We start from the raw sequence: 20864 nt of genomic DNA on the forward strand, positions 1-20864 counted from the left end.
GCCCGCACACACCCCCCCGACTTGGCGTGGGGCCCCCCGCCCCACCCCCCCCCACACACCTCCCCCCCCCCCCCCCCCCCCCCCCCCCCCCCCCCCCCCCCCCCCCCCCCCCCCCCCCCCCCCCCCCCCCCCCTCGCCCGTTCGGGCCGCCGACGGCCGGAAAATCTGGTGCGGCGCGCTCCGGGGGCGGGGTACGGTTTCCCCATGTCTTCGTTCTTCCAGATCTACGAGTGAGAGCGCGGCGGGTGAGTCCACCCCGCCGCCCCCGGGACGGCCGCGACCGGCCCCGGTCACCTTTCGCTGATTCACTTCTCACCCCGAACGGGAGAACGCCATGGCCAAGGGCCGCAACAACCTCCTCGGCGTCGGCGGGCAGCGCAAGAAGCTGTCCCGCGCCGAACAGCAGGGCGCGGGCTCCGCGCGCGTTGCCGACCGCAAGGTCGCCGAGGACAAGAAGCAGGAGCTGGTCCGCAAGATGCGCGAGCGCGCCGAGGGCCAGACGGCCACGGCCGACGGGCAGCCCGAGCAGGACGCCCCGTCCGCGCAGAGCTGACGCACTCACGCACCGGGGCCCGTTCCGTACGACGTACGGAACGGGCCCCTTCGCGTACGCCGGTGAGCGCCCCGGCGTGCGGCTACCGGGTCCTGAAGCGCCGGAAGAGGTTGCGGGCCACGTACACCCCCGGGCCGCCGAAGCCGACGATGTCCACGCGTCCGTCGCCGGTGGTTTCCGCGAGAAAGCGCGGGTGCTTGTCCGCCAGCCACCCGCCGGCCTGCTTGCCGTGCCCGAACGCCTTGAGGGCCAGCTCGCCGCCCGCCGGTGTGAACGCCCCGTCCTCGCCCCGGGCGGAGACCCGGACCCCGCCGGTGCACAGGACGACCAGACCGGGCCTGCCGGTGCCCGCCAGGTCCACGAAGGACCACAGGTCGGCCGCGTTCGGGCCGGTCGCCCCCTAGTGCAGCGGCTGCTCGTCGGCGAACATCCCGTCACCCCGCCCGACCGGCGTCACGGCGCCCTTGGTGGGCCTGATGCCCACGATGTCGGCGTGCCCCGAGCCCGCCGTGTCGGCCAGGAGCCGTGCACCGGACCCGGCCCAGGTGCCGGGCCCTCCGCCGGGTCCGGGGGTGACCACGTCGGTCTTCCAGCCGCCCGCCTCCGGATCGCTTCCGTACGCTTCGAGGACCGGCAGCAGGTCACTGAAGGAGGGGCCGCTTCGGGTACGGGCCGCAGCGCGGCCGAGCGGCCCAGCCGCCAGGACTGCCGGCTGCTCCAGTGGCCCAGGGGTGACCAGCGCAGTACGAGGTCGCTGGTGCGCTCGGGCTCGGCCGGCACGAACCGCCACCGCTGGCTCGCCGCACCGGCGTCGTGCGGGCGCAGGACGATCCCGATCTCGTCCGGGCCCTTCCACCCGTCCTCCGGGTCGTCCGGCTCCGCCACCTCTTCCAGGTCCAGAACGGTGCCGTCGGTCACGCCCTCGATGACGTAGAGACCCGCCTCGCCCTCGACGGGGACGACGTGCCACTGCTGGCCCTTCTTCCCGGCGGCCGCGTCCCACTGTCGGACACCGCGGTCCGCGGCGGCGGGGTTGTCCAGCACCTTCCCGCCGGTCGCGTCTCCTTCACTCTCCGTCCTCACACAGGCGGTGCTTCGGAACGCCTCAAGGTGCGCTCCGTCGTCTTCACCTGATCCACCGGCACCCCTCATCGGCGAGATCAGAAGGGTCGGGCCCCGCCCGGCGGTACAGGCCGTGAGGCTGTGTTCCGCTGAACCGGTCAGGGCCCGGCCGGGCGGCCGCACGAGGCCGGGTCCGGCGCCCCGTCGCGGATGCGCCAGAAGCCCTAACGCCTGCTTCCGTCTCCGAACTCAGGGAAGAGGTGGGGATGTTGGTGGGTGAGGTGGCGGGTGATGGCGGTGTGGGTGGGGTCGGTGATGTCCCAGCTGTGGGGGGAGGGGTGTGCGGCGAACAGTTCGCAGGCTTCGTTGGCCCGGTCGCGGGGGTGGCGTGCGGGGCACCAGGGGAGCGGGGTGAGCCGGGTGGGTCCGGGGTCTTTCCAGCGGACCCAGACGGCGGTTTCGGGGTGGGCGCGTTCGTCCCAGAGCAGGGCGGCGTGGTGGTCGTCGTGGCCGCCGCCGAGTTCGCAGAGCACGTGACCGGTCTCGGGGTGGTGCCCGGCGGGCATGAGGGCGACGAGGTGGGCGGGGGGCGGGAGAAGGGCGAGGGCGGTGCACTGGTTCATGGGTGGGGCCGCCCTTGTGGATCGTCGGTGGTGGTGTCGGTGGTGTTATCGGTGGTGAGGGGGCCGACGAGGAGGTCTCCGAGGGGGTCGGTGATGTCCCAGGAGTGGCCGGTGGGGTGGGGGTCGTAGAGGGAGCAGTGCAGGGTGGTGCCGGTGGTGAGGTTGTGGAGGGTGGCGGGGCACCAGGGGGCGGTGGTGATGCGGTGGGTGTCGGTGCCGGTCCAGTAGAGCCAGAGTGCGGGGTGGTCGGGTGGGTTGGCGGGGCTGAGGAGGGCGGCGTGTTCGGTGGAGGTGTCGTGTTCGCCGAGTTCGCACAGGACGTAGTGGTCGAGGCTGAAGTCTTCCGGTGGGGTGTCGGGTGCGTCGGCCATGGTGATGAGCGCGGTCAGGGTGTCGCTGAGGGGAACCCGGGTGACGGCGGTGCATTGCAGCACGGGGGCCTCTTCTGTCGGAGGGGCTAGGGGTGGTCGCCGGGGGGAAGGCGCCGTCCGGCGAGGGTGAGGGTGAGGCCGGTGGCGGGGTCGAGGACGGTGAAGTGGAGGGGGAGGCCCGCTTCCAGGGCGCGTATGGCGTCGTCCTGGAGCTGTCCGGTGGTGGCCCAGAGCCGCAGGGAGTGGGGCGCGTCGGTGCCGTGGAAGAGGACGGGCCGTGCGTCGGGGGTGGCCGGCCGCGGTGACGCGTCCTCCAGGGCCTGGCGGTTGCCGTGGGCGTGGGCCAGGCGCAGAGCCTGGCGGCGGAGCCAGAGGAGGGCCAGGCGCCGGTTGCGTACGGTGACGGCGCCGAGCGAGGCGTGCCGGTGCCCGTCGGAGAGCGTGACCTCGGCTGCGTACGCCGCGCGCGTCACGCGGCACGCCCGTGGGTGCCGGGGGAGCGGATGAGGGCCCGGAGCCGATCCCGTAACCGGGCGAGGGGGCTGCGGTTCACAGGACCTCCCCCCGGCTGCGGGCGTTGGCGCGGGCGGTGCGGGCGCGGAGCTGCTCTATCGGGAACGGGGGCCGTACGTATCGGGGTTCGACCTCCCACTCGGTGCCGCCGCCCATGGGGCGCAGCGACCAGTAGAAGCCGGCGACCCCGCGGAACTCGCCCACGCGGTTGTCACGGCTGGTGTCGACCAGGAGGGTTCCCAGGGCGGGGAGTTCGGGAGGTCCCGCAGTATTCGGGCACGCGTTCACGCCGTACACCTATCGCTCCTCTCTGTAGCCGAACGGCTACCGGGGCGACTCAGACTGACCTACCGTGAGAACCCCTTCAACTGAGGGAACCTGAAGGAAGAGTTGGGAGCACGGCCATGGTCAATATCAAGCAGCTGAACCCCGCCAGCAGCCCGCAGGCGGCCTTCGGGGCACGTTTCCGCAAGTTCCGGGAGGACCGGGGATGGACGCAGGACGTGCTGGCTCCGAAGATCGGGTACTCCAGCCAGCACATTTCCGCGGTGGAAACTGTTCGCAAACCGCCGACCCTTCGCTTCTCGCGGAAGTCCGACCTGGCATTTGGTACGACCGGCACGCCCGAATCGTTCGAGCGCGAGTACATGGAGATGCGGAACGGCTCGCTGCTGGAGGGCTTCCCGGAGTACGTGGGGTACGAGGGCCGGGCTGTGGAGATCAGGCTGTTCGACGTCGGCCTCATTCCTGGGCTGTTACAGACGCCCGACTACGCGCGGGCCGTGGCCTACGGGCACGTGGAACGCGGGTCCATCAGCTACGAACAGGCGGATCAGCGAGTCGAGTTCCTGGCACGGCGGCAGGAAGCGCTCGTCCGCTCGCAGCCGCCCATGGTGTTCGTCGTCATGGACGAGAGTTGCCTCCATCAGGCCGTGGGCGGTCCGGAGGTCATGAACGCCCAGCTCCGACGGCTGGAGGAGGTGTCCGCGCGGCCCAACTGGATCATCCAGGTGGCGCCGTTCAGTCTTGGCGAGCGCAGGGCGTTCTACCTGCCGGTCAATCTGCTGACCATGGTTGACCGGTCCATCGTCGCGTACGCCGAATCGCAGGCGCAGGGGTATGTGGAGCGCGAAACATCGCTCGTGGCACCCATGTTCACGACCTACCATCAACTCCAGGGCGAGTCGCTGTCGAAGACGGCGTCTGCGGCCAAGATCAGCAAGCTGCGAAAGGGCACCCCGTGAAGACCGAATCCCCCCGCTGGTTCAAGTCCTCGTACAGCGACAACGGCGGTAACTGCGTTGAGGTGGCCGCCAACCTGGTCGCCTCGCAGGGCATCGTCCCCGTCCGTGACTCCAAGGTCTTGGACGGCCCGGTCGTCGGCGTCCGTACGGCCGCGTTCTCCGCGTTCGTCGCGGGCGTGCAGGCCGGGCAGTTCGCCGCCGCCTGACGATCCCCGTTCCGAGCGCCGCCCCACTCTGCCCCGTGCAGAGTGGGGCGTCCTGCTGCCCGGCGGCCACGGCCTGAAGGTGCTCTGGCGGCCATCTCCGGGCTCGTGCATGGTGGAACGTCCTGGAACTTCGGCGTGACAGAAGGGCACTTCACGATGGCCGAGCAGCACCCGCAGTGGTTCACGTCCTCGTACAGCGACAACGGCGGTGACTGCGTCGAGGTGGCCGTCAACCTCGCCGCCTCGCGCGACACCGTCCCGGTGCGCGACTCGAAGAGCGCCGACGGCCCGGTGGTCGGCGTCCGCCCGGCCGCGTTCTCGGCGTTCGTCGCGGGGGTGCGGTCCGGGGCGTTCGACGCCGTCTGACCGCTGCCGTCCAGGTCGCCCCACCGTGCCGAGCGCGGTGGGGCGACGTGCTGTCCGGGCCCGAGCGGGGTTCCGCTGTGCGTCCCGGTCGGCGGGCGGGTCGGGCCGGGGGTGCCTTTTCCCGTTTCGTCCCCGTACCATGCCGGTGCCTTCCCTCCCTCCCGTCAGGAAACACCGTGTCCCACCTCTCCGCCCCTCCGGCGAGCAGCCCCGCCCCGAGTTCCGGTTCCCACCGCTTCGGCGCGGTGATCAGCCGCATCGCCGGGGAGATCGCCGCGCTCACCGACCACGGCACCCCCGCCGACTACATACCGATGCTGGCCGGGGCCGACCCCCGGCGGTTCGGCATGGCCGTGGCGGAGCCGGACGGGACCGTCTACGGGGTGGGCGACTGGCGGCAGCCGTTCTCCACGCAGTCCATCTCCAAGGTCTTCGCCCTGGCCCTGGCCCTCTCCCTGGACGGCGAGCAGCTCTGGCGCGGCGTGGGGCGCGAGCCGTCGGGCAACCCGTTCAACTCCCTCGTGCAGTTGGAGTACGAGAACGGCATCCCGCGCAACCCGTTCATCAACGCCGGCGCCCTCGTGGTCACCGACCGGCTGGAGGCGCTGACCGGGGACGCGGCCGGCCGGGTGCGGGAGCTGCTGCGCACGGAGAGCGGCAACCCCGCCATCGACTTCGCCCCGGAGGTGGCCGCCTCCGAGGCCGCCTTCGGGGACCGCAACGCCGCGCTCGCCCACTTCATGGCCTCGTACGGCAACATCACGCTGCCGGTCCCCGCCCTGCTCGACGCCTACTTCCGGCAGTGCTCCATCGAGGCCTCGTGCGCGGATCTGGCCCTCGCCGCCGGGTTCCTGGCCCGGGGCGGTCTGCTGGCCGACGGGTCCGCGCTGCTCACCCGCAGCCAGGCGAAGCAGGTCAACGCGGTCATGCTCACCTGCGGCACGTACGACGCGGCCGGGGAGTTCGCCTACCGGGTGGGGCTGCCGGGCAAGAGCGGGGTGGGCGGGGGCATCATCGCGATCGTGCCCGGCGAGTGCACCTTGTGCGTGTGGGGCCCGGGGCTGGACCGGCGCGGCAACTCGGTGGCCGGTGTCTCGGCCCTCGACCGCTTCACCACGCTCACCGGGCTCTCCGTCTTCTGACGCGCCGCCGCGCCCGCCACGGGCACCGCCCCCGCCTTCCGGCCAGCGTTCCGGTCCGCGTCCCGGCCAGCCCCCGGCCAGCGTTCCGGTCCGCGTTCCGGCCCGCGTCCCGGTCCGCGTCCCGGGCGGGCCCGGAGCGGCGGTCGTATCTGCGGGCGGGATGGGCCCGGACCCGGGCCCGTGCTGGGCCCGTGCTGGGCCCGGGCCTGGGTCCGGAGGCCCCTGACACGGCCGCCGGGCCCGCCTAGCGTCTGTGCGGCGGCGAGAACTCCGCACGCGGGGCCCGTACCCCTTGGCACCGCGCCCCGTGCCGCGTGCGCGGTTGGCCCACTCGCCCCCGCTCGTCCGGCTCGTCCACGCGCTTTGACCGCCCGATCGCTTCGAGGGAGACACCATGTGCCGATCCTGTGCTGCCCCCAGTGGGCCGGACGACCTGTCCGCCGAGACCCTGCGCCCGCTGCCGCGGCTGTCCCGCCGAGGACTGCTGGCCGGTCTGGGCCTGGGCGCGCTCGCTGGGAGCCTGCCGGCCGGGGCCGCCTCGGCGGCGGAGGCGTCCTCGGCGCGTGAGGCGGCGGCCGAGGCGGCGGCTGCGGTGGCGGCCGTGGCGGTGGCCGGGAACGGGGCCTGGGCCGGTCCGGCGCAGGGGCGCTTCCCGGCAGGGGGCCACTACGGCGCGCCCCGGGGCGGCGGGCCCCACGCCGGGCAGGACGTCAGCAACTCCACCGGGACCGCGGTCTACGCGGCGGCCGCCGGTACGGTGATCCGCCGGTCGTGGGGCGGCGGGCTGCCCGGCCGGACCGGCAACGGGCTGGTGATCTCGCACGGCGGCGGCCAGTACACCTACTACGGGCACCTCAGCGCCTACCGGGTCGGGCTGAACGCCACGGTGTCGGCCGGACAACGCATCGCCGACATGGGTGCCACGGGCGACGTCACCGGCCCCCACCTGCACTTCGAGACGCACACGGGGGCCCTGGGCACCACGGTCAACCCGGTCTCCTTCCTCGCCGCCCGGGGCGTCGACCTGGCCGGTGGCTGGTCGCGGATCGACCCGGGCGCGAGCGGTGCGACGGTCGTGGTGATCCAGCACCTGATGAACCAGCGCGGCTACGGTCTGGTCGTCGACGGCGCGTACGGTTCCGTCTCCGCCGACGCCGTCAAGCGGTTCCAGCGCTCCAAGGGGCTGGTGGCCGACGGCCAGGTCGGCCCGGCCACCTGGCCCGCGCTCGTGTACACACTGCGCCAGGGCGGCAGCGGGGCGCACGTGAGGGCCCTCCAGACCGCCCTGAACAAGCGCGGCGCCGGGCTGGTGGTCGACGGCGGGTTCGGTTCCGTCACCACGAGCGCGGTACGCGCCTACCAGAGCGTCAACCGCCTGGTGGTCGACGGCGAGGCGGGGCCGGTGACCTGGCGGGCGCTGACCGGCTGACGGGACAGGCCCCGGAATCGGTGCTGCCCTTCGGCGGGGCGGATCGGCCCCCGGGCCCGGTCAGCAAGGCCGTTCGGCGGTCACCGGCAGGGTGGCTGCCGACCTCGGTCCGTCGCTCGTCGCGGGGAACGTATCGACCGTGATGCCGGTGAAGCCCGCCGCGTCCAGGGCCTTCACCCGCACAGGGGCCTGGAGGACCCACCGGCGGATGGTGGTCTCCACGGTCCTGGGTCCCTCGCCTCACCCCTCGGCCGACGCCCCCAGGTGCTTGATCTTCTCGAAGGGGTAGCCGCCCACGACCGCGATCACCAGGGCGTACGCGGCGAAGGCCGCCAGGCCCCAGGTGGAGACGGACCGGCCGCCGCCGCTCAGGACGACGGTCCCGAGGGGGACCAGGGGAGCCAGGCCGAGGATCGCCGCTCCGGTGCACCAGAACGCCACCAGGTCGTTCGCCCGCTTCCGGAGGGCGGGGTCCGCCTTCACCGCCGCGGGGACCTCGTAACCGGTCGACCTGTCGCAGACCTCGCCCCGGTATCCGGTGCGGGCCGCCAGGGAACCGGCCAGGCCCAGCAGGAGGAAGCAGACGAAAAGGAACAGGTAAGCCATGTGCACCCCGAGAGTTCGTTGTGCCGAGGACTCTAAGGGGCGGAGGGCGGTGCGACCGCCACTCCTTCGGCGTACGCGACAATGGAGCCATGACCACGCTCGCCCCTGTCCTCCCGCAGCTCCGCATCGGCCCGCACACCGTGCAGCCGCCCGTGGTGCTCGCGCCCATGGCCGGCATCACCAACGCCCCGTTCCGGACGCTGTGCCGGGAGTTCTCCGGGGGCAAGGGGCTCTTCGTCAGCGAGATGATCACGACCCGGGCGCTGGTCGAGCGCAACGAGAAGACCATGCAGCTCATCCACTTCGACGCGGCCGAGACACCGCGCTCGATCCAGCTGTACGGGGTCGACCCGGTCACCGTCGGCAAGGCGGTCCGGATGATCGTCGAGGAGGACCTGGCCGATCACATCGACCTGAACTTCGGCTGCCCGGTCCCCAAGGTCACCCGCAAGGGCGGCGGCTCCGCGCTCCCGTACAAGCGGCCCCTGCTGCGGGCCATCCTCCGGGAGGCCGTCTCCGGCGCGGGGGACCTGCCCGTCACCATCAAGATGCGCAAGGGCATCGACGACGACCACCTCACCTTCCTGGACGCCGGGCGTATCGCCGTCGAGGAGGGGGTGACCGCTGTCGCCCTGCACGGGCGCACCACCGCCCAGCACTACGGCGGCACCGCCGACTGGGACGCCATCGCCCGGCTCAAGGAGCACGTCCCCGAGATTCCGGTGCTCGGCAACGGGGACATCTGGTGCGCCGACGACGCCCTGCGGATGATGCGCGAGACCGGGTGCGACGGCGTGGTCGTCGGGCGCGGGTGCCTCGGGCGGCCCTGGCTGTTCGCGGATCTGGTCAGTGCCATGGAGGGGCGTGCGGAGCGGCACGCGCCCACCCTGCGCGAGGTCGCGGACGTCATGGTGCGCCACGCCACGCTGCTGGGGGAGTGGATCGGTGACGAGGCCCGGGGCGTCATCGACTTCCGCAAGCACGTCGCCTGGTATCTGAAGGGCTTCGCGGTCGGCTCCGAGATGCGCAAGAAGCTCGCCGTCACCTCCTCGCTGGAGGAGCTGGGCTCCCAGCTGCACGAGCTGGACCTCGACCAGCCCTGGCCGGACGGCGCCGACGGGCCCCGGGGGCGGACCTCCGGCAACAACCGGGTCGTCCTGCCGGACGGCTGGCTCAAGGACCCGTACGACTGCGCCGGGGTCAGTGCCGACGCGGAGCTGGACACCTCGGGCGGCTGAACGCGCGCGGAGGCCGGGACCGAACGCGTAGGCGTAGGGGTCGGCCGGAGCGCCGGACGCGCCGGGCCGGTCGGGGCCCCGCGCCCTCGTCGTACGTCCGGAGCACCCCGCCCCCGTACGCCTCAGCCCGTCACGTCCGGGCCCGCCCGGCGCTCCAGCGGGGCCGCGCCCGCCGAGTTCATCACGTTGAAGACCACGCTGCCCGCCCGGTAGCGGTCGTCCGTCCACTCGATGGCCCGGCCCGCCGCCGTGTACGACAGGTGGCGCTGGCGCAGCAGCGGGCTGGCGCGGCGGACCTGGAGGAGGCGGGCGTCCTCGCTGCCCGCCGCCACCGCGTCGATCAGGTGCTCGCCGTAGTGCGCCACGATGTCCGCCCGCTCCGCGATGCTGTCCATGATCGAGACGCAGTCCTCCGGCAGCTCCAGGACCGCCGGGGCCACCCAGTCCGCGTACACCGTCCGTTCGACCATCACCGGTTCGCCGTCCAGGTGGCGCAGGCGCAGGACGTAGAGGACCTCGGTGCCCGGCTCCGCGTCCAGGCGCTCGCCCTCCTCGTCGGTGGCCGGGCGCAGCGTGCGGGTCAGGATGCGGCTGGTGACCTCGCACCCCATCGCCTGCGCCCACTGCGCGAAGCTGTTGAGCTGCTGGAAGCTCTGGCGGCGCTCCTGGCGCAGGACCACCCGCCGGGCCCCCTGCCGGGAGCCGATCAGGCCCTCGGACGCCAGCAGCGCCACCGCCTGGCGGACCGTGCCGCGGGAGACCGACCAGCGGGTGGCGAGGTCGCTCTCGGAGGGCAGCCGGGAGCCCAGCGGGTAGACGCCCGTCCGGATCGCGTGCCGCAGCGACTCGGCGATCTCCCGGTAGCGCGTAGCGCCCACGCGTCCCCCTTGGCTTCATGTGACCTAGGCGTTGTGTACAGGTCCGCTCGTCCGTGACGGTCCTGCCGCTCACTCTAGCGTCGTCGTGACACGTTTCGATGCGAGGTCGTTATCTACCACAACCGCTGAATAGTGGGCTTTCCTCTTCGCGCCCTCTTGCGGCACCGGACACGGGACGTTAACTTCCCGGACACCTGGCCCGGGCGAACTGGTGCCAGCTTGTATGAACAAGTGGCCCTCACACTTCGCTTCCGGGAGATACCACCGTGCGCAGAGCCCGACCCCGTCCCCGTATCCGCGCCAACGGCCGTACCGTTGCCGCACTCGCCCTCACCACCGCCACCCTCACCGTCCTCACCGCCTGCGGTGCCGCGCCCGAGGAGAAGGCCGAGACCGGGGCGAACGGTGTGAAGTCCGCCGACGCCACCTCGGTCGCCGACTTCGGCGGGATGGAGAAGCTGGTCGCCGCCGCCGAGAAGGAGGGCGAGCTGAACGTCATCGCCCTGCCGCCGGACTGGGCCAACTACGGCGAGCTGATCAAGACCTTCCAGGAGAAGTACAAGGTCAAGATCAAGAGCGAGACGCCGGACGCCTCCAGCGCCGACGAGATAGCCGCCGTCAAGTCCCGCAAGGGCCAGAAGCGCGCCCCCGACGTCCTGGACCTCGGCATCGCCTTCGCCCGCAGCGGCGCGGCGGAGAACCTGTTCGCCCCGTACAAGGTCACCGCCTGGGACAAGATCCCCGACAGCCAGAAGGACGCCGACGGCCGCTGGTACAACGACTACGGCGGGTACGTCTCCATCGGCTGCGACGCCGCCCGGATCAAGACCTGCCCGGAGACCTTCGCGGACCTGCTGAAGCCCGAGTACAAGGGGAAGGTCGCCCTCAACGGCAACCCGACCAAGTCCGGCTCCGCCTTCGGCGGCGTCTACGCGGCGGCCCTCGCCAACCAGGGCTCCTTCGGGGACATCCAGCCCGGCATCGACTACTTCGGCAAGCTGAAGAAGAGCGGCAACTTCATCCCCGTCGAGTCCACTCCGGCCACCGTCGAGAAGGGCGAGACGCCCATCAGCATCGACTGGGACTACCTGAACGCCGGGTACGCCGACCAGTTCAAGTCCAAGGGCGTCGACTGGAAGGTCTCCGTACCGAAGGACGGCGTCTACGCCCAGTACTACTCCCAGGCCATCAACAAGGACGCCCCGAACCCGGCGGCAGCCCGCCTGTGGATGGAGTACCTGTACAGCGCCGAGGGCCAGAACCTCTGGCTCAAGGGGTACGCCCGCCCGGTGCTGCTGCCCGCCATGACCGAGGACGGGACCGCCGACAAGGCCTTCGTCGCCAAGCTGCCCGCCGTCGAGGGCACCCCGGCCTTCCCCTCCTCCGACGAGCTGGACAAGGCCAAGGCCACGCTCTCCGAGAACTGGGACAAGGCCGTCTCCTGATGACCGTCTCCCACCCGTCCGCCGCCCCGGGACCCGGGGCGGCCGCCGCCGGGGCCGGTGGCCGCACGCGCCGCCGCCGGCCGGCCCGCGCCTGGCTCGGCGCGCTCCCGCTGCTCGTCTTCGCCGGGCTCTGCTTCGGACTGCCCGCCGGCGCCCTGCTGTACGGGGCCGTCACCCGTACCGACCCGGCCTCCGGCGCCACCCAGCTCACCGGCGAACACCTCCAGCGCTCGCTCCAGGGGCCCTACCTCACCTCGCTCACCGGAAGCGTCCAGCTCTCCGCGCTGACCGCCGCCATCGCCACCGTCGTCGGCGTGCTGATCGCCCAGGCCGTCGTCACCTCCCGGCGGGCCGCGCTGCGCGGGGCCGTGCTCACCGCCTCCGGGGTGCTCGCCAACTTCGGCGGCGTCCCGCTGGCCTTCGCCTTCATCGCCACCCTCGGCATCTCCGGTGTGGTCACCCAGCTCGGGCACCTGGACGCGCTCGGCTGGAACCTCTACTCCTTCACCGGGCTCACCGTCATCTACCTCTACTTCCTCATCCCGCTCATGGTGATCGTCGTCGTCCCCGCCCTGGACGGGCTGCGCCCCCAGTGGCGCGAGGCCGCCCGCAACAACGGCGCCACCGCCTGGCAGTTCTGGCGCCACGTCGGACTGCCGGTGCTCGCGCCCTCGCTGCTCGGCGGGTTCGTCCTCCTCTTCGGCAGCGCCTTCGCCGCGCACGCCACCGCCGCCGCCCTGGTCGGCGGCTCCGTACCGCTGGTCACCCTGAAGATCGCCGACGCGCTCTCCGGGAACGTCCTGGTCGGCCAGGAGAACGTGGCCCTGGCGCTGAGCCTCGACATGATCGTGATCGCCGGACTGGTGATGGCGGTCTATCTGCCCCTCCAGCGACGGAGTTCCCGATGGCTGCACTGACCACCGCCGCCCCCGAGGCCTCCGTCCCGGCGCCCGCGCCGGTGAAGGCCCGCCGTCCGCGCCCGCGCTACTGGCGCGGTGCCGTCCTGGCCGTCGCCGGGCTCTACTTCGTCACCCCGCTGCTCTCCTCGTTCGTCTTCACGGTCCACGTGCCGAACCAGGGCCTCACCTTCGAGGCGTACAGCGGCATCCTGTCGGCCGACGGCTTCACCGAGAGCCTCCTCCTCTCGCTCTCCCTCGCCGCCGCCACCATCGCGCTCGCCCTGCTGCTCGTCGTCCCCGCACTCGTCGCGGTGCGGCTCGGGCCGCCCCGGCTGCGGGCCGTCGTGGAGGTGGTCTGCATGCTGCCGCTGGTGGTGCCGCCGATCGCCCTGGTCACCGGGATCGCCACCGTGCTGCGCTGGGGGCCCGACCACTTCTCGCGCACCCCGCTCTACCAGACCTTCCTGGCCGTCCAGAACGAGTCCTTCCCGGTGGTGCTGGTCCTCGCCTACACCGTGCTGGCGCTGCCGTTCGTGCACCGCTCGCTGGACGCGGGGCTGCGCACGGTCGACGTGCCGACGCTGGTGGAGGCGGCCCGCAACTGCGGGGCGAGCCGGTTGCAGGTGATCGTGAGCGTCATCCTGCCCAACCTGCGCTCCTCGCTCGCCGGGGCCTCCTTCCTCACCCTGGCGCTGGTGCTCGGCGAGTACACCGTCGCCTCCCTGCTGGGGTTCCGGCCCTTCGCGGTGTGGATCGTCACCGTCTCCGGCGCCGAGGCCCGGATGTCGGTCGCCGTCTCGCTGCTCTCGCTCCTCATCACCTGGGTCCTGCTGCTCATCCTCTCGCGCGCCGGAACCGGGTCGTCCGCCTCCGCCCCTGCCGGTGCGGTTCCCGCCGGAGCCGCCGCGACCCCGGCCGCCACCACCCCGGGCGCCCCGGCCACCACCCCGGCCGCCGCCCCCACCTCCGTACCCGGCAAGGAGTAGCCACCCATGTCAGCCCTGCCAGCCCCGCCCACCGCCACCTCCCCCCGCTCCGGGCCGGTCCCGGCCGCCGCCGCGTCCGAGGGCCGGGCCGTCACCGGAGCGCGGGTGGAGTTCCGCTCCCTGCGTCGCGCGTTCGGCCCCACCGTCGCCCTCGACGGCCTCGACCTCACCGCCGAACCGGGCGAACTGCTCGCCCTCCTCGGCCCCTCCGGCTGCGGCAAGACCACCGCGCTGCGGGTCCTCGCCGGGTTCGAGCAGCCCGACTCCGGCGACGTGCTGGTCGACGGCGAGGACATCACCCCCGTGCCCGCCAACCGGCGCGACGCGGGCATGGTCTTCCAGTCCTACAGCCTCTTCCCGCACCTCAACGCCCGCGACAACGTGGCCTTCGGCCCCCGGATGCGGGGGGTCGCCACCGCCGAGCGCCACGCCACCGCCGACGAACTGCTCGAACTCGTCGGCCTGCCCACCCACGGCGACCGCTACCCGCACCAGATGTCCGGCGGACAGCAGCAGCGCGTGGCCCTGGCCCGCGCGCTCGCCCTGCGCCCCCGGGTCCTGCTGCTGGACGAACCGCTCTCGGCACTCGATGCCAAGGTCCGGCTCACCCTCCGCGAGGAGATCCGCCGCCTCCAGCTCGCGCTCGGGATCACCACCATCTTCGTCACCCACGACCAGGAGGAGGCGCTCTCCATGGCCGACCGGGTCGCCGTCCTCAACGCGGGCCGCCTGGAGCAGTGCGCGCCCCCGGCCGAGCTGTACGAGCGCCCCGCCACGCCGTTCGTCGCGGAGTTCGTCGGCACCATGAACCGGGTGCCCGGGCAGCTGACCGGCGACGGTTCGGTGGTCGTCGCGGGCGCGTCACTGCCGGTCGACGGGGACGTTCCCGCGGGCCGGGGCGGGGTCGACGTCCTCATCCGGCCCGAGAGCATCGGCGTCACCGCCGACCCCGAGGGCACCGCCACGGTCGTCTCCGCCTCCTTCCTCGGCTCGGTCACCCGGGTCCTGCTCGACCTCCCGGGCGGCACCTCGGTCAAGGCCGACCTCGCGTCCCGGGACGCCTCGGAGCTGGCTCCGGGGGTACGGGCCCGGGTCACCCCGGTCCGCCGGCCGGTGCTCGTCGTGCCCGCGGGGGAGAGCGCCGCGCCGGAAACCGCCGCCGGTGACGAGGTGGACGCGTGAAGGCGCCGACCGCCCCCGCCGCCGTCCTCTTCGACATGGACGGCACGCTCGTCGACACCGAGGTGCTCTGGTGGGAGACGGCCCGGGAGGTCGCGGCCGGGCTCGGCCACCGGCTGACCGACGCGGACGCCCCCGAGGTCGTCGGCCGGGCCGTCGCCGACACCGCCGCTCATCTGATCGAGGTCACCGGCGTCGGCTCCCCGGTCCCTTCCCACGCGGCCGAGGCCCGGTCCGCCGCCCTGGAGCGCACCGCCGCCGAACTGACCGACTCCTTCTTCCGGAAGGTCGACGCGGGCGCCCCGCTGCGCCCCGGCGCCGCCGCGCTGCTGGCCTCGCTCGAAGCGGCCGGGGTGCCGTTCGCCCTGGTCAGCGCCTCGCCCCGGAGCGTGGTCGACGCGGTGGTGGCGGGGGCGCTGGCCGGGGTGGACTTCGCCTTCACGCTCTCGGCCGACGACACCGTACGGACCAAGCCGCACCCCGATCCGTACCGGGCGGCCGCCGAGCGGTTCGCCGCCGATCCCGCCGCCTGCGTGGCGGTGGAGGACTCCCCGGACGGCACCGCCTCCGCCGACGCGGCGGGGTGCGCGGTGCTGGTCGTCCCGTCGCTGCTGCCGGTCGCCCCGGGGCGGGCGCGGACGTTCGCCCGTAGCCTGGAGGAGGTGGACCTCGGGGTGCTGACCGACTGCCTGAGGCGTCCGAATCCTGAAATCCAGGGTCCGAAACCAGCGTGATTCACGCCACCCTTGATCGGGGGTCCGCTCAGATGAGCGGGTAGGCGGTGGCTGCACTTCTGGAAGACCTGGCACTCAGTGCCAGGTGTCAGCCTTCGGGAAGTGAACTCAGGTGCGGACTGGTCCGCTCATATGAGAGTCCAGGGTCAAGAATTGGCCATGCTGCCTTCAGGGGCTGAACAGAGGATCGCACTCCGCTCGTCGGGAAGGTTCTTTAGATCTGCTGGCGGACGAGTGGTTGCGGCCTCATGACGACCAAGTGGACGTACCCATACGCCTTCGATCTGGGTATGTTCCTCGCCGTCAGGGCAGCCACCGCGTCCTCGAGGAGTCGAGACCCGTGTCGGAAAACAAAGATCCTCAGAAGTTCGTCTACGACTTCACCGAGGGCAACAAGGATCTGAAGGATCTTCTGGGCGGCAAGGGTGCGAACCTCGCCGAGATGACCAACCTCGGTCTTCCCGTCCCTCCGGGCTTCACGATCACCACCGAGGCGTGCAAGGTCTACCTGGAGAGCGGGCAGGCCCCGAAGGCCCTCCGCGACGAGGTGAGTGCACACCTCGCCGCGCTGGAGGAGCGGATGGGCAAGAAGCTCGGCCAGGCGGACGATCCGCTGCTCGTCTCCGTACGCTCCGGCGCCAAGTTCTCCATGCCCGGCATGATGGACACGGTCCTCAACATCGGCCTCTCCGACGCCTCGGTGGCCGGTCTCGCCACCCAGTCCGGCGACGAGCGCTTCGCCTGGGACTCCTACCGGCGCCTCATCCAGATGTTCGGCAAGACCGTCCTGGGCGTCGACGGCGACCTCTTCGAGGAGGCCCTGGAGGAGGCGAAGGCGGCCAAGGGGGTCACGGTCGACACCGACCTGGCCGCGGCCGACCTGAAGAAGCTGGTCAAGCAGTTCAAGAAGATCGTCGAGGCTCAGGCCGGGCGGGCGTTCCCGCAGGACGCCCGGGAGCAGATGGACCTGGCCATAAACGCGGTCTTCGACTCGTGGAACACCGACCGCGCCAAGCTCTACCGCCGCCAGGAGCGCATCCCCGGCGACCTCGGCACGGCCGTCAACGTCTGTTCCATGGTCTTCGGCAACCTCGGCCCCGACTCCGGTACGGGCGTAGCCTTCACCCGCGACCCGGCCAGCGGCCACCAGGGCGTCTACGGCGACTACCTCCAGAACGCGCAGGGCGAGGACGTCGTCGCCGGTATCCGCAACACGGTGCCGCTCGCCGATCTGGAGTCGATCGACAAGAAGTCGTACGACCAGCTCATGGGCATCATGGAGACCCTGGAGAACCACTACAAGGATCTCTGCGACATCGAGTTCACCATCGAGCGCGGCCAGCTGTGGATGCTCCAGACCCGGGTCGGCAAGCGCACCGCCGGGGCCGCCTTCCGGATCGCCACCCAGCTCGTGGACCAGGGGCTGATCGACGAGGCCGAGGCCCTCCAGCGCGTCAACGGCGCCCAGCTCGCCCAGCTGATGTTCCCCCGCTTCGACGACCAGGCCAAGACGGAGCTGCTCGGCCGGGGCATCGCGGCTTCGCCGGGTGCCGCCGTCGGCAAGGCCGTCTTCGACTCGTACACCGCGATCAAATGGTCCCGCTCCGGTGAGAAGGTCATCCTGATCCGCCGCGAGACCAACCCCGACGACCTCGAAGGCATGATCGCCGCCGAGGGCATCCTGACCTCGCGCGGCGGCAAGACCTCGCACGCGGCGGTCGTGGCGCGCGGCATGGGCAAGACCTGCGTCTGCGGCGCCGAGGACCTGGAGGTCGACACCAAGCGCCGCCGGATGACGGTCGGCGGCACGGTGATCGAGGAGGGCGACCTCGTCTCGATCGACGGCTCCACCGGCAAGGTGTACCTGGGCGAGGTGCCCGTCGTCCCCTCCCCGGTCGTCGAGTACTTCGAGGGCCGGATGCACGCGGGCGCCGACGACGCCGACGAGCTGGTCGCCGCCGTGCACCGGATCATGGCGTACGCGGACCGGGTCCGCCGACTGCGGGTGCGGGCCAACGCCGACAACGCCGAGGACGCGCTGCGCGCCCGCCGCTTCGGCGCCCAGGGCATCGGGCTCTGCCGTACCGAGCACATGTTCCTCGGTGAGCGTCGCGAGATGGTCGAGAAGCTGATCCTGGCGGACACCGACGACGAGCGCGAGAGCGCGCTGGCCGCTCTCCTCCCGCTCCAGAAGGCCGACTTCATCGAGCTGTTCGAGTCGATGGACGGGCTGCCCGTCACCGTACGGCTGCTCGACCCGCCGCTCCACGAGTTCCTGCCCGACATCACCGAGCTGTCGGTGCGCGTCGCGCTCGCGGAGTCCCGCAAGGACGCCAACGAGAACGACCTGCGCCTCCTCCAGGCGGTCCACAAGCTGCACGAGCAGAACCCGATGCTGGGTCTGCGCGGGGTCCGCCTGGGCCTGGTCATCCCCGGCCTCTTCGCCATGCAGGTACGGGCCATCGCCGAGGCCGCCGCCCACCGCAAGAACGCCAAGGGCGACCCGCGCGCCGAGATCATGATCCCGCTCGTCGGCACGGTGCAGGAGCTGGAGATCGTCCGCGAGGAGGCCGACCGGGTCATCGCGGAGGTCCAGGCGGCCACCGGCACCGACCTGAAGCTGACCATCGGCACCATGATCGAGCTGCCGCGCGCCGCGCTGACGGCGGCCCAGATCGCCGAGGCCGCCCAGTTCTTCTCGTTCGGCACCAACGACCTGACCCAGACGGTGTGGGGCTTCTCCCGCGACGACGTGGAGGCCTCGTTCTTCACCGCCTACCTGGAGAAGGGCATCTTCGGGGTCTCCCCGTTCGAGACGATCGACAAGGACGGCGTCGGCTCGCTGGTGCGCAGCGCCGTGGAGGCCGGCCGGGCCACCCGCCCGGACCTGAAGCTCGGTGTCTGCGGCGAGCACGGCGGTGACCCGGAGTCGGTGCACTTCTTCCACGAGGTGGGCCTCGACTACGTCTCCTGCTCACCGTTCCGGATCCCGGTCGCCCGCCTCGAAGCGGGCCGGGCCGCCGCCGGAGCGCGGGCCAGCGACAGCCGCTGACCCTCTTCGGATAGACCAACTCCGGGGATTTATAAGGGAATTGGGCCGAGTCCCTCATCGGCCCGATGCCCTGTCTCGATCCCCGGAACGCCCGGAAGCGGCGGCACCCTGTGCGGGGGTGCCGCCGCTTCGTCCTGTCCGGCGGGAGCCGTTCCGCTTGTCGCCGGGAGTCACTCCGCCCAGCCGTGGAAGCCGTTTCGCTTGTCGGTGGAATATGTGCCGTGCACCGTCCCGGAGCGGAATGGGCGCTACCGATGTGTCGTAGCACACATTGCTTCGTTTAATACGCAAAGAAGTGACGGTGGCCGCCGGGTGGACCGGGGCCGGGACCGGGGTGCGGTCCATGGATCCCCACCCATGGACCGCACCCGGCTTACCCCCGTCGGGTACGGAGCCGCACCGCCGCCCGCCGCCGCCGAACACACGAAGCCCCCCACGGCCTTCACGTGCTCATCCGGCGGGCACCGGATGCGTACCCGACGTCGTACAGCTTTTCGGGTGAAGCGGAACAGGGCGAGACGTTTCACTTCTGGCCGAAACCCCGTGGTGACCTCCTGTGACGGTCCGCATACCCTTCGGTGGGGGCAATTGCGGATGCAACAGGTGGGGGCGGTAGTGCTGCGGATCCATGTGTCCAGGCTGGACCTTTCGCGGGTGCGGATGGCCACGAGACCGGACGCGTTGTGGGAGACGATTCTCAGTTTTCACCGGCTGAGGGACCGGCGGGCTTCGACGGTCTTCGGGAAATGGCGGACCGAAACACGAGCGCGGTTGAATGGTGAAGCACAACTGCTGGCGGCGGTCGTCCCGCCCCGCGGGTATTTCCCGGATTTCCTGACCCCCTCGCAGGAAGGCGCCGAGCCTTTCGGGCTCGACGCGGGAATGGAGGCCCTGCGCGACACCCCGGTCGACCGCGTCCGTCGCGAGCTGGACCTGATGGCGGCCGGCCGACGGCGGCAGCGCGGCGGCCGGGCGGGCGGCGGCTGCGACGCCGGCCCCGCGCGGGCCACGGCCGCCCTGCCCGCCGCGCTCTCCGAGGGGCGCGCCGAGCCCCTGGTCCGGCTCATCGGGGCCCTGCGCAGCTACCACGACGCCGCCGTCGAGCCCTACTGGCCGCACATCCGCGCCTCCATCGAGGCCGACCGGGCGGTGCGCGGCCGGGCGCTCCTGGACGGCGGGGCCGAAGGGCTGCTGGCCACCCTGCCGCCGATGATCCGGTGGCGGGCGCCCGTGCTGGAGGCGGACTACCCGGTCGACCGCGACCTGTATCTCGACGGGCGCGGGCTGCTGCTCCAGCCCTCGTTCTTCTGCCGGGGCACCCCCGTCGTCTACCGGGACCCCTCGCTCCCGCCCGTGCTCGTGTACCCGGTCACCCACACCGGCGCCCCTGCCTTCGCGGAGCCCGGCCCCTGGCTCGGCCGGCTCGTCGGCCACACCCGCTCCGCCGTGCTGCAGTCCATAGGCACCGGCTGCACCACGAGCGAGCTGGCCCGCCGCGCCGGGGTGTCGCTCGCCTCCGCGAGCCAGCACGCCTCCGTCCTGCGCGAGGCGGGTCTCGTCCTCACCCTGCGCCACGGCAGCTCGGTGCTCCACACGCTGACCCCGCTGGGCGGCTCGCTGCTGCGGGGCGGGGCGCCGATGGCGCTGTCCTGAGCGGGCCGGGGACCAGGGGCCGGGCTGCGGGGGCGCCGTGCGCGCGGGAGATTCTTCTCTGTACGGCGATGAGTTCCGGGCGGCTTTGCCGTCTACCCCTTCGACAGCGCCGCACGGACCACGGCGGCGCACCACGGAACGCGGGAAGAGGCAACGGCCATGGCTCGGATGATCTTCGTGAACCTGCCGGTGAAGGACCTGGAGACCTCGAAGGGCTTCTTCGGGAAGCTCGGCTTCACGACCAACCCCACCTTCAGCGACGACAAGACCGCGTGTCTGGTCATCAGCGACACGATCTTCGCCATGCTGATGACCGAAAAGCGCTTCAAGGAGTTCACCAAGAAGGACGTGGCCGACGCCTCGACGACGACCGAGGTCATCCTCGCCCTGAGCGCCGAGAGCCGTGAGGAGGTCGACTCGCTCGCCGACGCGGCGCTGGCGTCGGGCGGCTCCCCGGCGGGCGAGACGCAGGACATGGGCTTCATGTACGGCCGCTCGTTCCAGGACCCCGACGGCCACATCTGGGAGGTCGTCTGGATGGACGAGGCCGCCGCCCAGGGCGAGAGCTGAGCGGGCCGACGTGCAGGGGCGTGGGGGGGGGGGGGGGGGGGGGGGGGGGGGGGGGGGGGGGGGGGGGGGGGGGGGGGGGGGGGGGGGGGGGGGGGGGGGGGGGGGGGGGGGGGGG

General features: G+C 72.2%; 22 protein-coding genes and 1 pseudogene. 15 read left to right on the plus strand and 8 right to left on the minus strand.

Features of this window, described 5'->3' with window-relative positions; all coding sequences use genetic code 11:
* Window positions 1-334: 334 nt before the first annotated feature.
* Window positions 335-553: a DUF6243 family protein gene (locus AC0682_RS30870; RefSeq protein WP_478536509.1), complete on the plus strand. Its 219-nt coding sequence runs from the start codon at window positions 335-337 to the stop codon at window positions 551-553.
* Window positions 554-668: 115 nt separating this feature from the next.
* On the opposite strand, the pseudogene AC0682_RS30875 reads toward AC0682_RS30870, so the two are convergent.
* From AC0682_RS30875 to AC0682_RS30895, 5 genes and pseudogenes are all read right to left on the minus strand, one after another.
* Window positions 669-1705, minus strand: a pseudogene (locus tag AC0682_RS30875) (RICIN domain-containing protein); the annotation flags it as partial.
* Between the two features lie 134 nt (window positions 1706-1839).
* Complete coding sequence (locus tag AC0682_RS30880; RefSeq protein ID WP_478536510.1) at window positions 1840-2238, minus strand: hypothetical protein; 399 nt, start codon at window positions 2236-2238, stop codon at window positions 1840-1842.
* On the minus strand, window positions 2235-2672 hold the full coding sequence (locus tag AC0682_RS30885; RefSeq protein WP_478536511.1) for a hypothetical protein: 438 nt from the start codon (window positions 2670-2672) through the stop codon (window positions 2235-2237). Before AC0682_RS30885 ends, AC0682_RS30880 begins: the two co-directional genes overlap by 4 nt.
* A gap of 23 nt (window positions 2673-2695) precedes the next feature.
* Window positions 2696-3082 (minus strand): hypothetical protein, encoded by a 387-nt coding sequence (locus AC0682_RS30890; RefSeq protein WP_478536512.1) that lies wholly within the window; start codon window positions 3080-3082, stop codon window positions 2696-2698.
* Window positions 3083-3158: 76 nt separating this feature from the next.
* Window positions 3159-3419, minus strand: coding sequence for a hypothetical protein (locus tag AC0682_RS30895; protein ID WP_018487054.1), 261 nt, complete (start codon window positions 3417-3419; stop codon window positions 3159-3161).
* A gap of 107 nt (window positions 3420-3526) precedes the next feature.
* Between AC0682_RS30895 and AC0682_RS30900 the strand changes: the two genes are divergently transcribed.
* From AC0682_RS30900 to AC0682_RS30920, 5 genes are all read left to right on the plus strand, one after another.
* Complete coding sequence (locus AC0682_RS30900) at window positions 3527-4366, plus strand: helix-turn-helix domain-containing protein (RefSeq protein ID WP_112491572.1); 840 nt, start codon at window positions 3527-3529, stop codon at window positions 4364-4366.
* Window positions 4363-4572: a DUF397 domain-containing protein gene (locus AC0682_RS30905; protein ID WP_478536515.1), complete on the plus strand. Its 210-nt coding sequence runs from the start codon at window positions 4363-4365 to the stop codon at window positions 4570-4572. The genes AC0682_RS30900 and AC0682_RS30905 overlap by 4 nt, the downstream gene beginning before the upstream one ends.
* A 156-nt stretch (window positions 4573-4728) precedes the next feature.
* Window positions 4729-4938 (plus strand): DUF397 domain-containing protein, encoded by a 210-nt coding sequence (locus AC0682_RS30910; RefSeq protein ID WP_478536535.1) that lies wholly within the window; start codon window positions 4729-4731, stop codon window positions 4936-4938.
* 176 nt (window positions 4939-5114) lie between these two features.
* Window positions 5115-6080 carry a glutaminase gene (locus AC0682_RS30915; RefSeq protein WP_478536516.1) on the plus strand — a complete coding sequence of 322 codons (966 nt, stop codon included), beginning with the start codon at window positions 5115-5117 and terminating at the stop codon, window positions 6078-6080.
* A gap of 394 nt (window positions 6081-6474) precedes the next feature.
* Entirely contained in the window at window positions 6475-7509 is a 1035-nt protein-coding gene (locus tag AC0682_RS30920; RefSeq protein WP_478536517.1) for a peptidoglycan-binding protein, read from the plus strand.
* A gap of 60 nt (window positions 7510-7569) precedes the next feature.
* On the opposite strand, the gene AC0682_RS30925 is transcribed toward AC0682_RS30920, so the two are convergent.
* Both AC0682_RS30925 and AC0682_RS30930 read right to left on the minus strand, forming a co-directional pair.
* Window positions 7570-7731 (minus strand): hypothetical protein, encoded by a 162-nt coding sequence (locus AC0682_RS30925; protein WP_478536519.1) that lies wholly within the window; start codon window positions 7729-7731, stop codon window positions 7570-7572.
* An 18-nt stretch (window positions 7732-7749) separates the two neighbouring features.
* Window positions 7750-8115 (minus strand): hypothetical protein, encoded by a 366-nt coding sequence (locus AC0682_RS30930; protein ID WP_478536520.1) that lies wholly within the window; start codon window positions 8113-8115, stop codon window positions 7750-7752.
* Window positions 8116-8204: 89 nt separating this feature from the next.
* On the opposite strand from AC0682_RS30930, the gene dusB reads away from it, so the two are divergent.
* Window positions 8205-9353, plus strand: a complete 1149-nt coding sequence (gene dusB, locus AC0682_RS30935; protein WP_478536522.1) for a tRNA dihydrouridine synthase DusB — start codon at window positions 8205-8207, stop codon at window positions 9351-9353.
* Window positions 9354-9475: 122 nt separating this feature from the next.
* Here the strand turns inward: dusB and AC0682_RS30940 are convergent, their stop codons facing one another.
* The gene (locus AC0682_RS30940) at window positions 9476-10231 is read right to left on the minus strand and encodes a GntR family transcriptional regulator (protein ID WP_478536525.1); all 756 of its coding nucleotides are present in this window, start codon (window positions 10229-10231) and stop codon (window positions 9476-9478) included.
* 266 nt (window positions 10232-10497) lie between these two features.
* Here AC0682_RS30940 and AC0682_RS30945 point away from each other — a divergent pair, with 266 nt between their 5' ends.
* The 8 genes from AC0682_RS30945 to AC0682_RS30980 all read left to right on the plus strand — a co-directional run bounded on the left by AC0682_RS30945 (window position 10498) and on the right by AC0682_RS30980 (window position 20749).
* A complete protein-coding gene (locus AC0682_RS30945) occupies window positions 10498-11676 on the plus strand; it encodes an ABC transporter substrate-binding protein (protein ID WP_478536526.1) in 1179 nt (392 codons plus the stop codon).
* Window positions 11676-12593, plus strand: coding sequence for an ABC transporter permease (locus AC0682_RS30950; protein ID WP_478536527.1), 918 nt, complete (start codon window positions 11676-11678; stop codon window positions 12591-12593). Before AC0682_RS30945 ends, AC0682_RS30950 begins: the two co-directional genes overlap by 1 nt.
* Window positions 12581-13561: an ABC transporter permease gene (locus AC0682_RS30955; protein ID WP_478536529.1), complete on the plus strand. Its 981-nt coding sequence runs from the start codon at window positions 12581-12583 to the stop codon at window positions 13559-13561. The genes AC0682_RS30950 and AC0682_RS30955 overlap by 13 nt, the downstream gene beginning before the upstream one ends.
* Before the next feature lie 6 nt (window positions 13562-13567).
* Window positions 13568-14743, plus strand: coding sequence for an ABC transporter ATP-binding protein (locus AC0682_RS30960; RefSeq protein WP_478536531.1), 1176 nt, complete (start codon window positions 13568-13570; stop codon window positions 14741-14743).
* Complete coding sequence (locus tag AC0682_RS30965) at window positions 14740-15474, plus strand: HAD family hydrolase (RefSeq protein ID WP_254812621.1); 735 nt, start codon at window positions 14740-14742, stop codon at window positions 15472-15474. Before AC0682_RS30960 ends, AC0682_RS30965 begins: the two co-directional genes overlap by 4 nt.
* Before the next feature lie 340 nt (window positions 15475-15814).
* Window positions 15815-18526, plus strand: coding sequence for a pyruvate, phosphate dikinase (ppdK, locus tag AC0682_RS30970; protein ID WP_254812622.1), 2712 nt, complete (start codon window positions 15815-15817; stop codon window positions 18524-18526).
* A gap of 615 nt (window positions 18527-19141) precedes the next feature.
* Window positions 19142-20179: an ArsR/SmtB family transcription factor gene (locus AC0682_RS30975; protein WP_254813271.1), complete on the plus strand. Its 1038-nt coding sequence runs from the start codon at window positions 19142-19144 to the stop codon at window positions 20177-20179.
* 159 nt (window positions 20180-20338) lie between these two features.
* Window positions 20339-20749, plus strand: a complete 411-nt coding sequence (locus AC0682_RS30980) for a VOC family protein (RefSeq protein WP_478536533.1) — start codon at window positions 20339-20341, stop codon at window positions 20747-20749.
* Window positions 20750-20864: the final 115 nt, after the last annotated feature.

Source organism: Streptomyces sp. NPDC043746 (genome assembly GCF_056436485.1).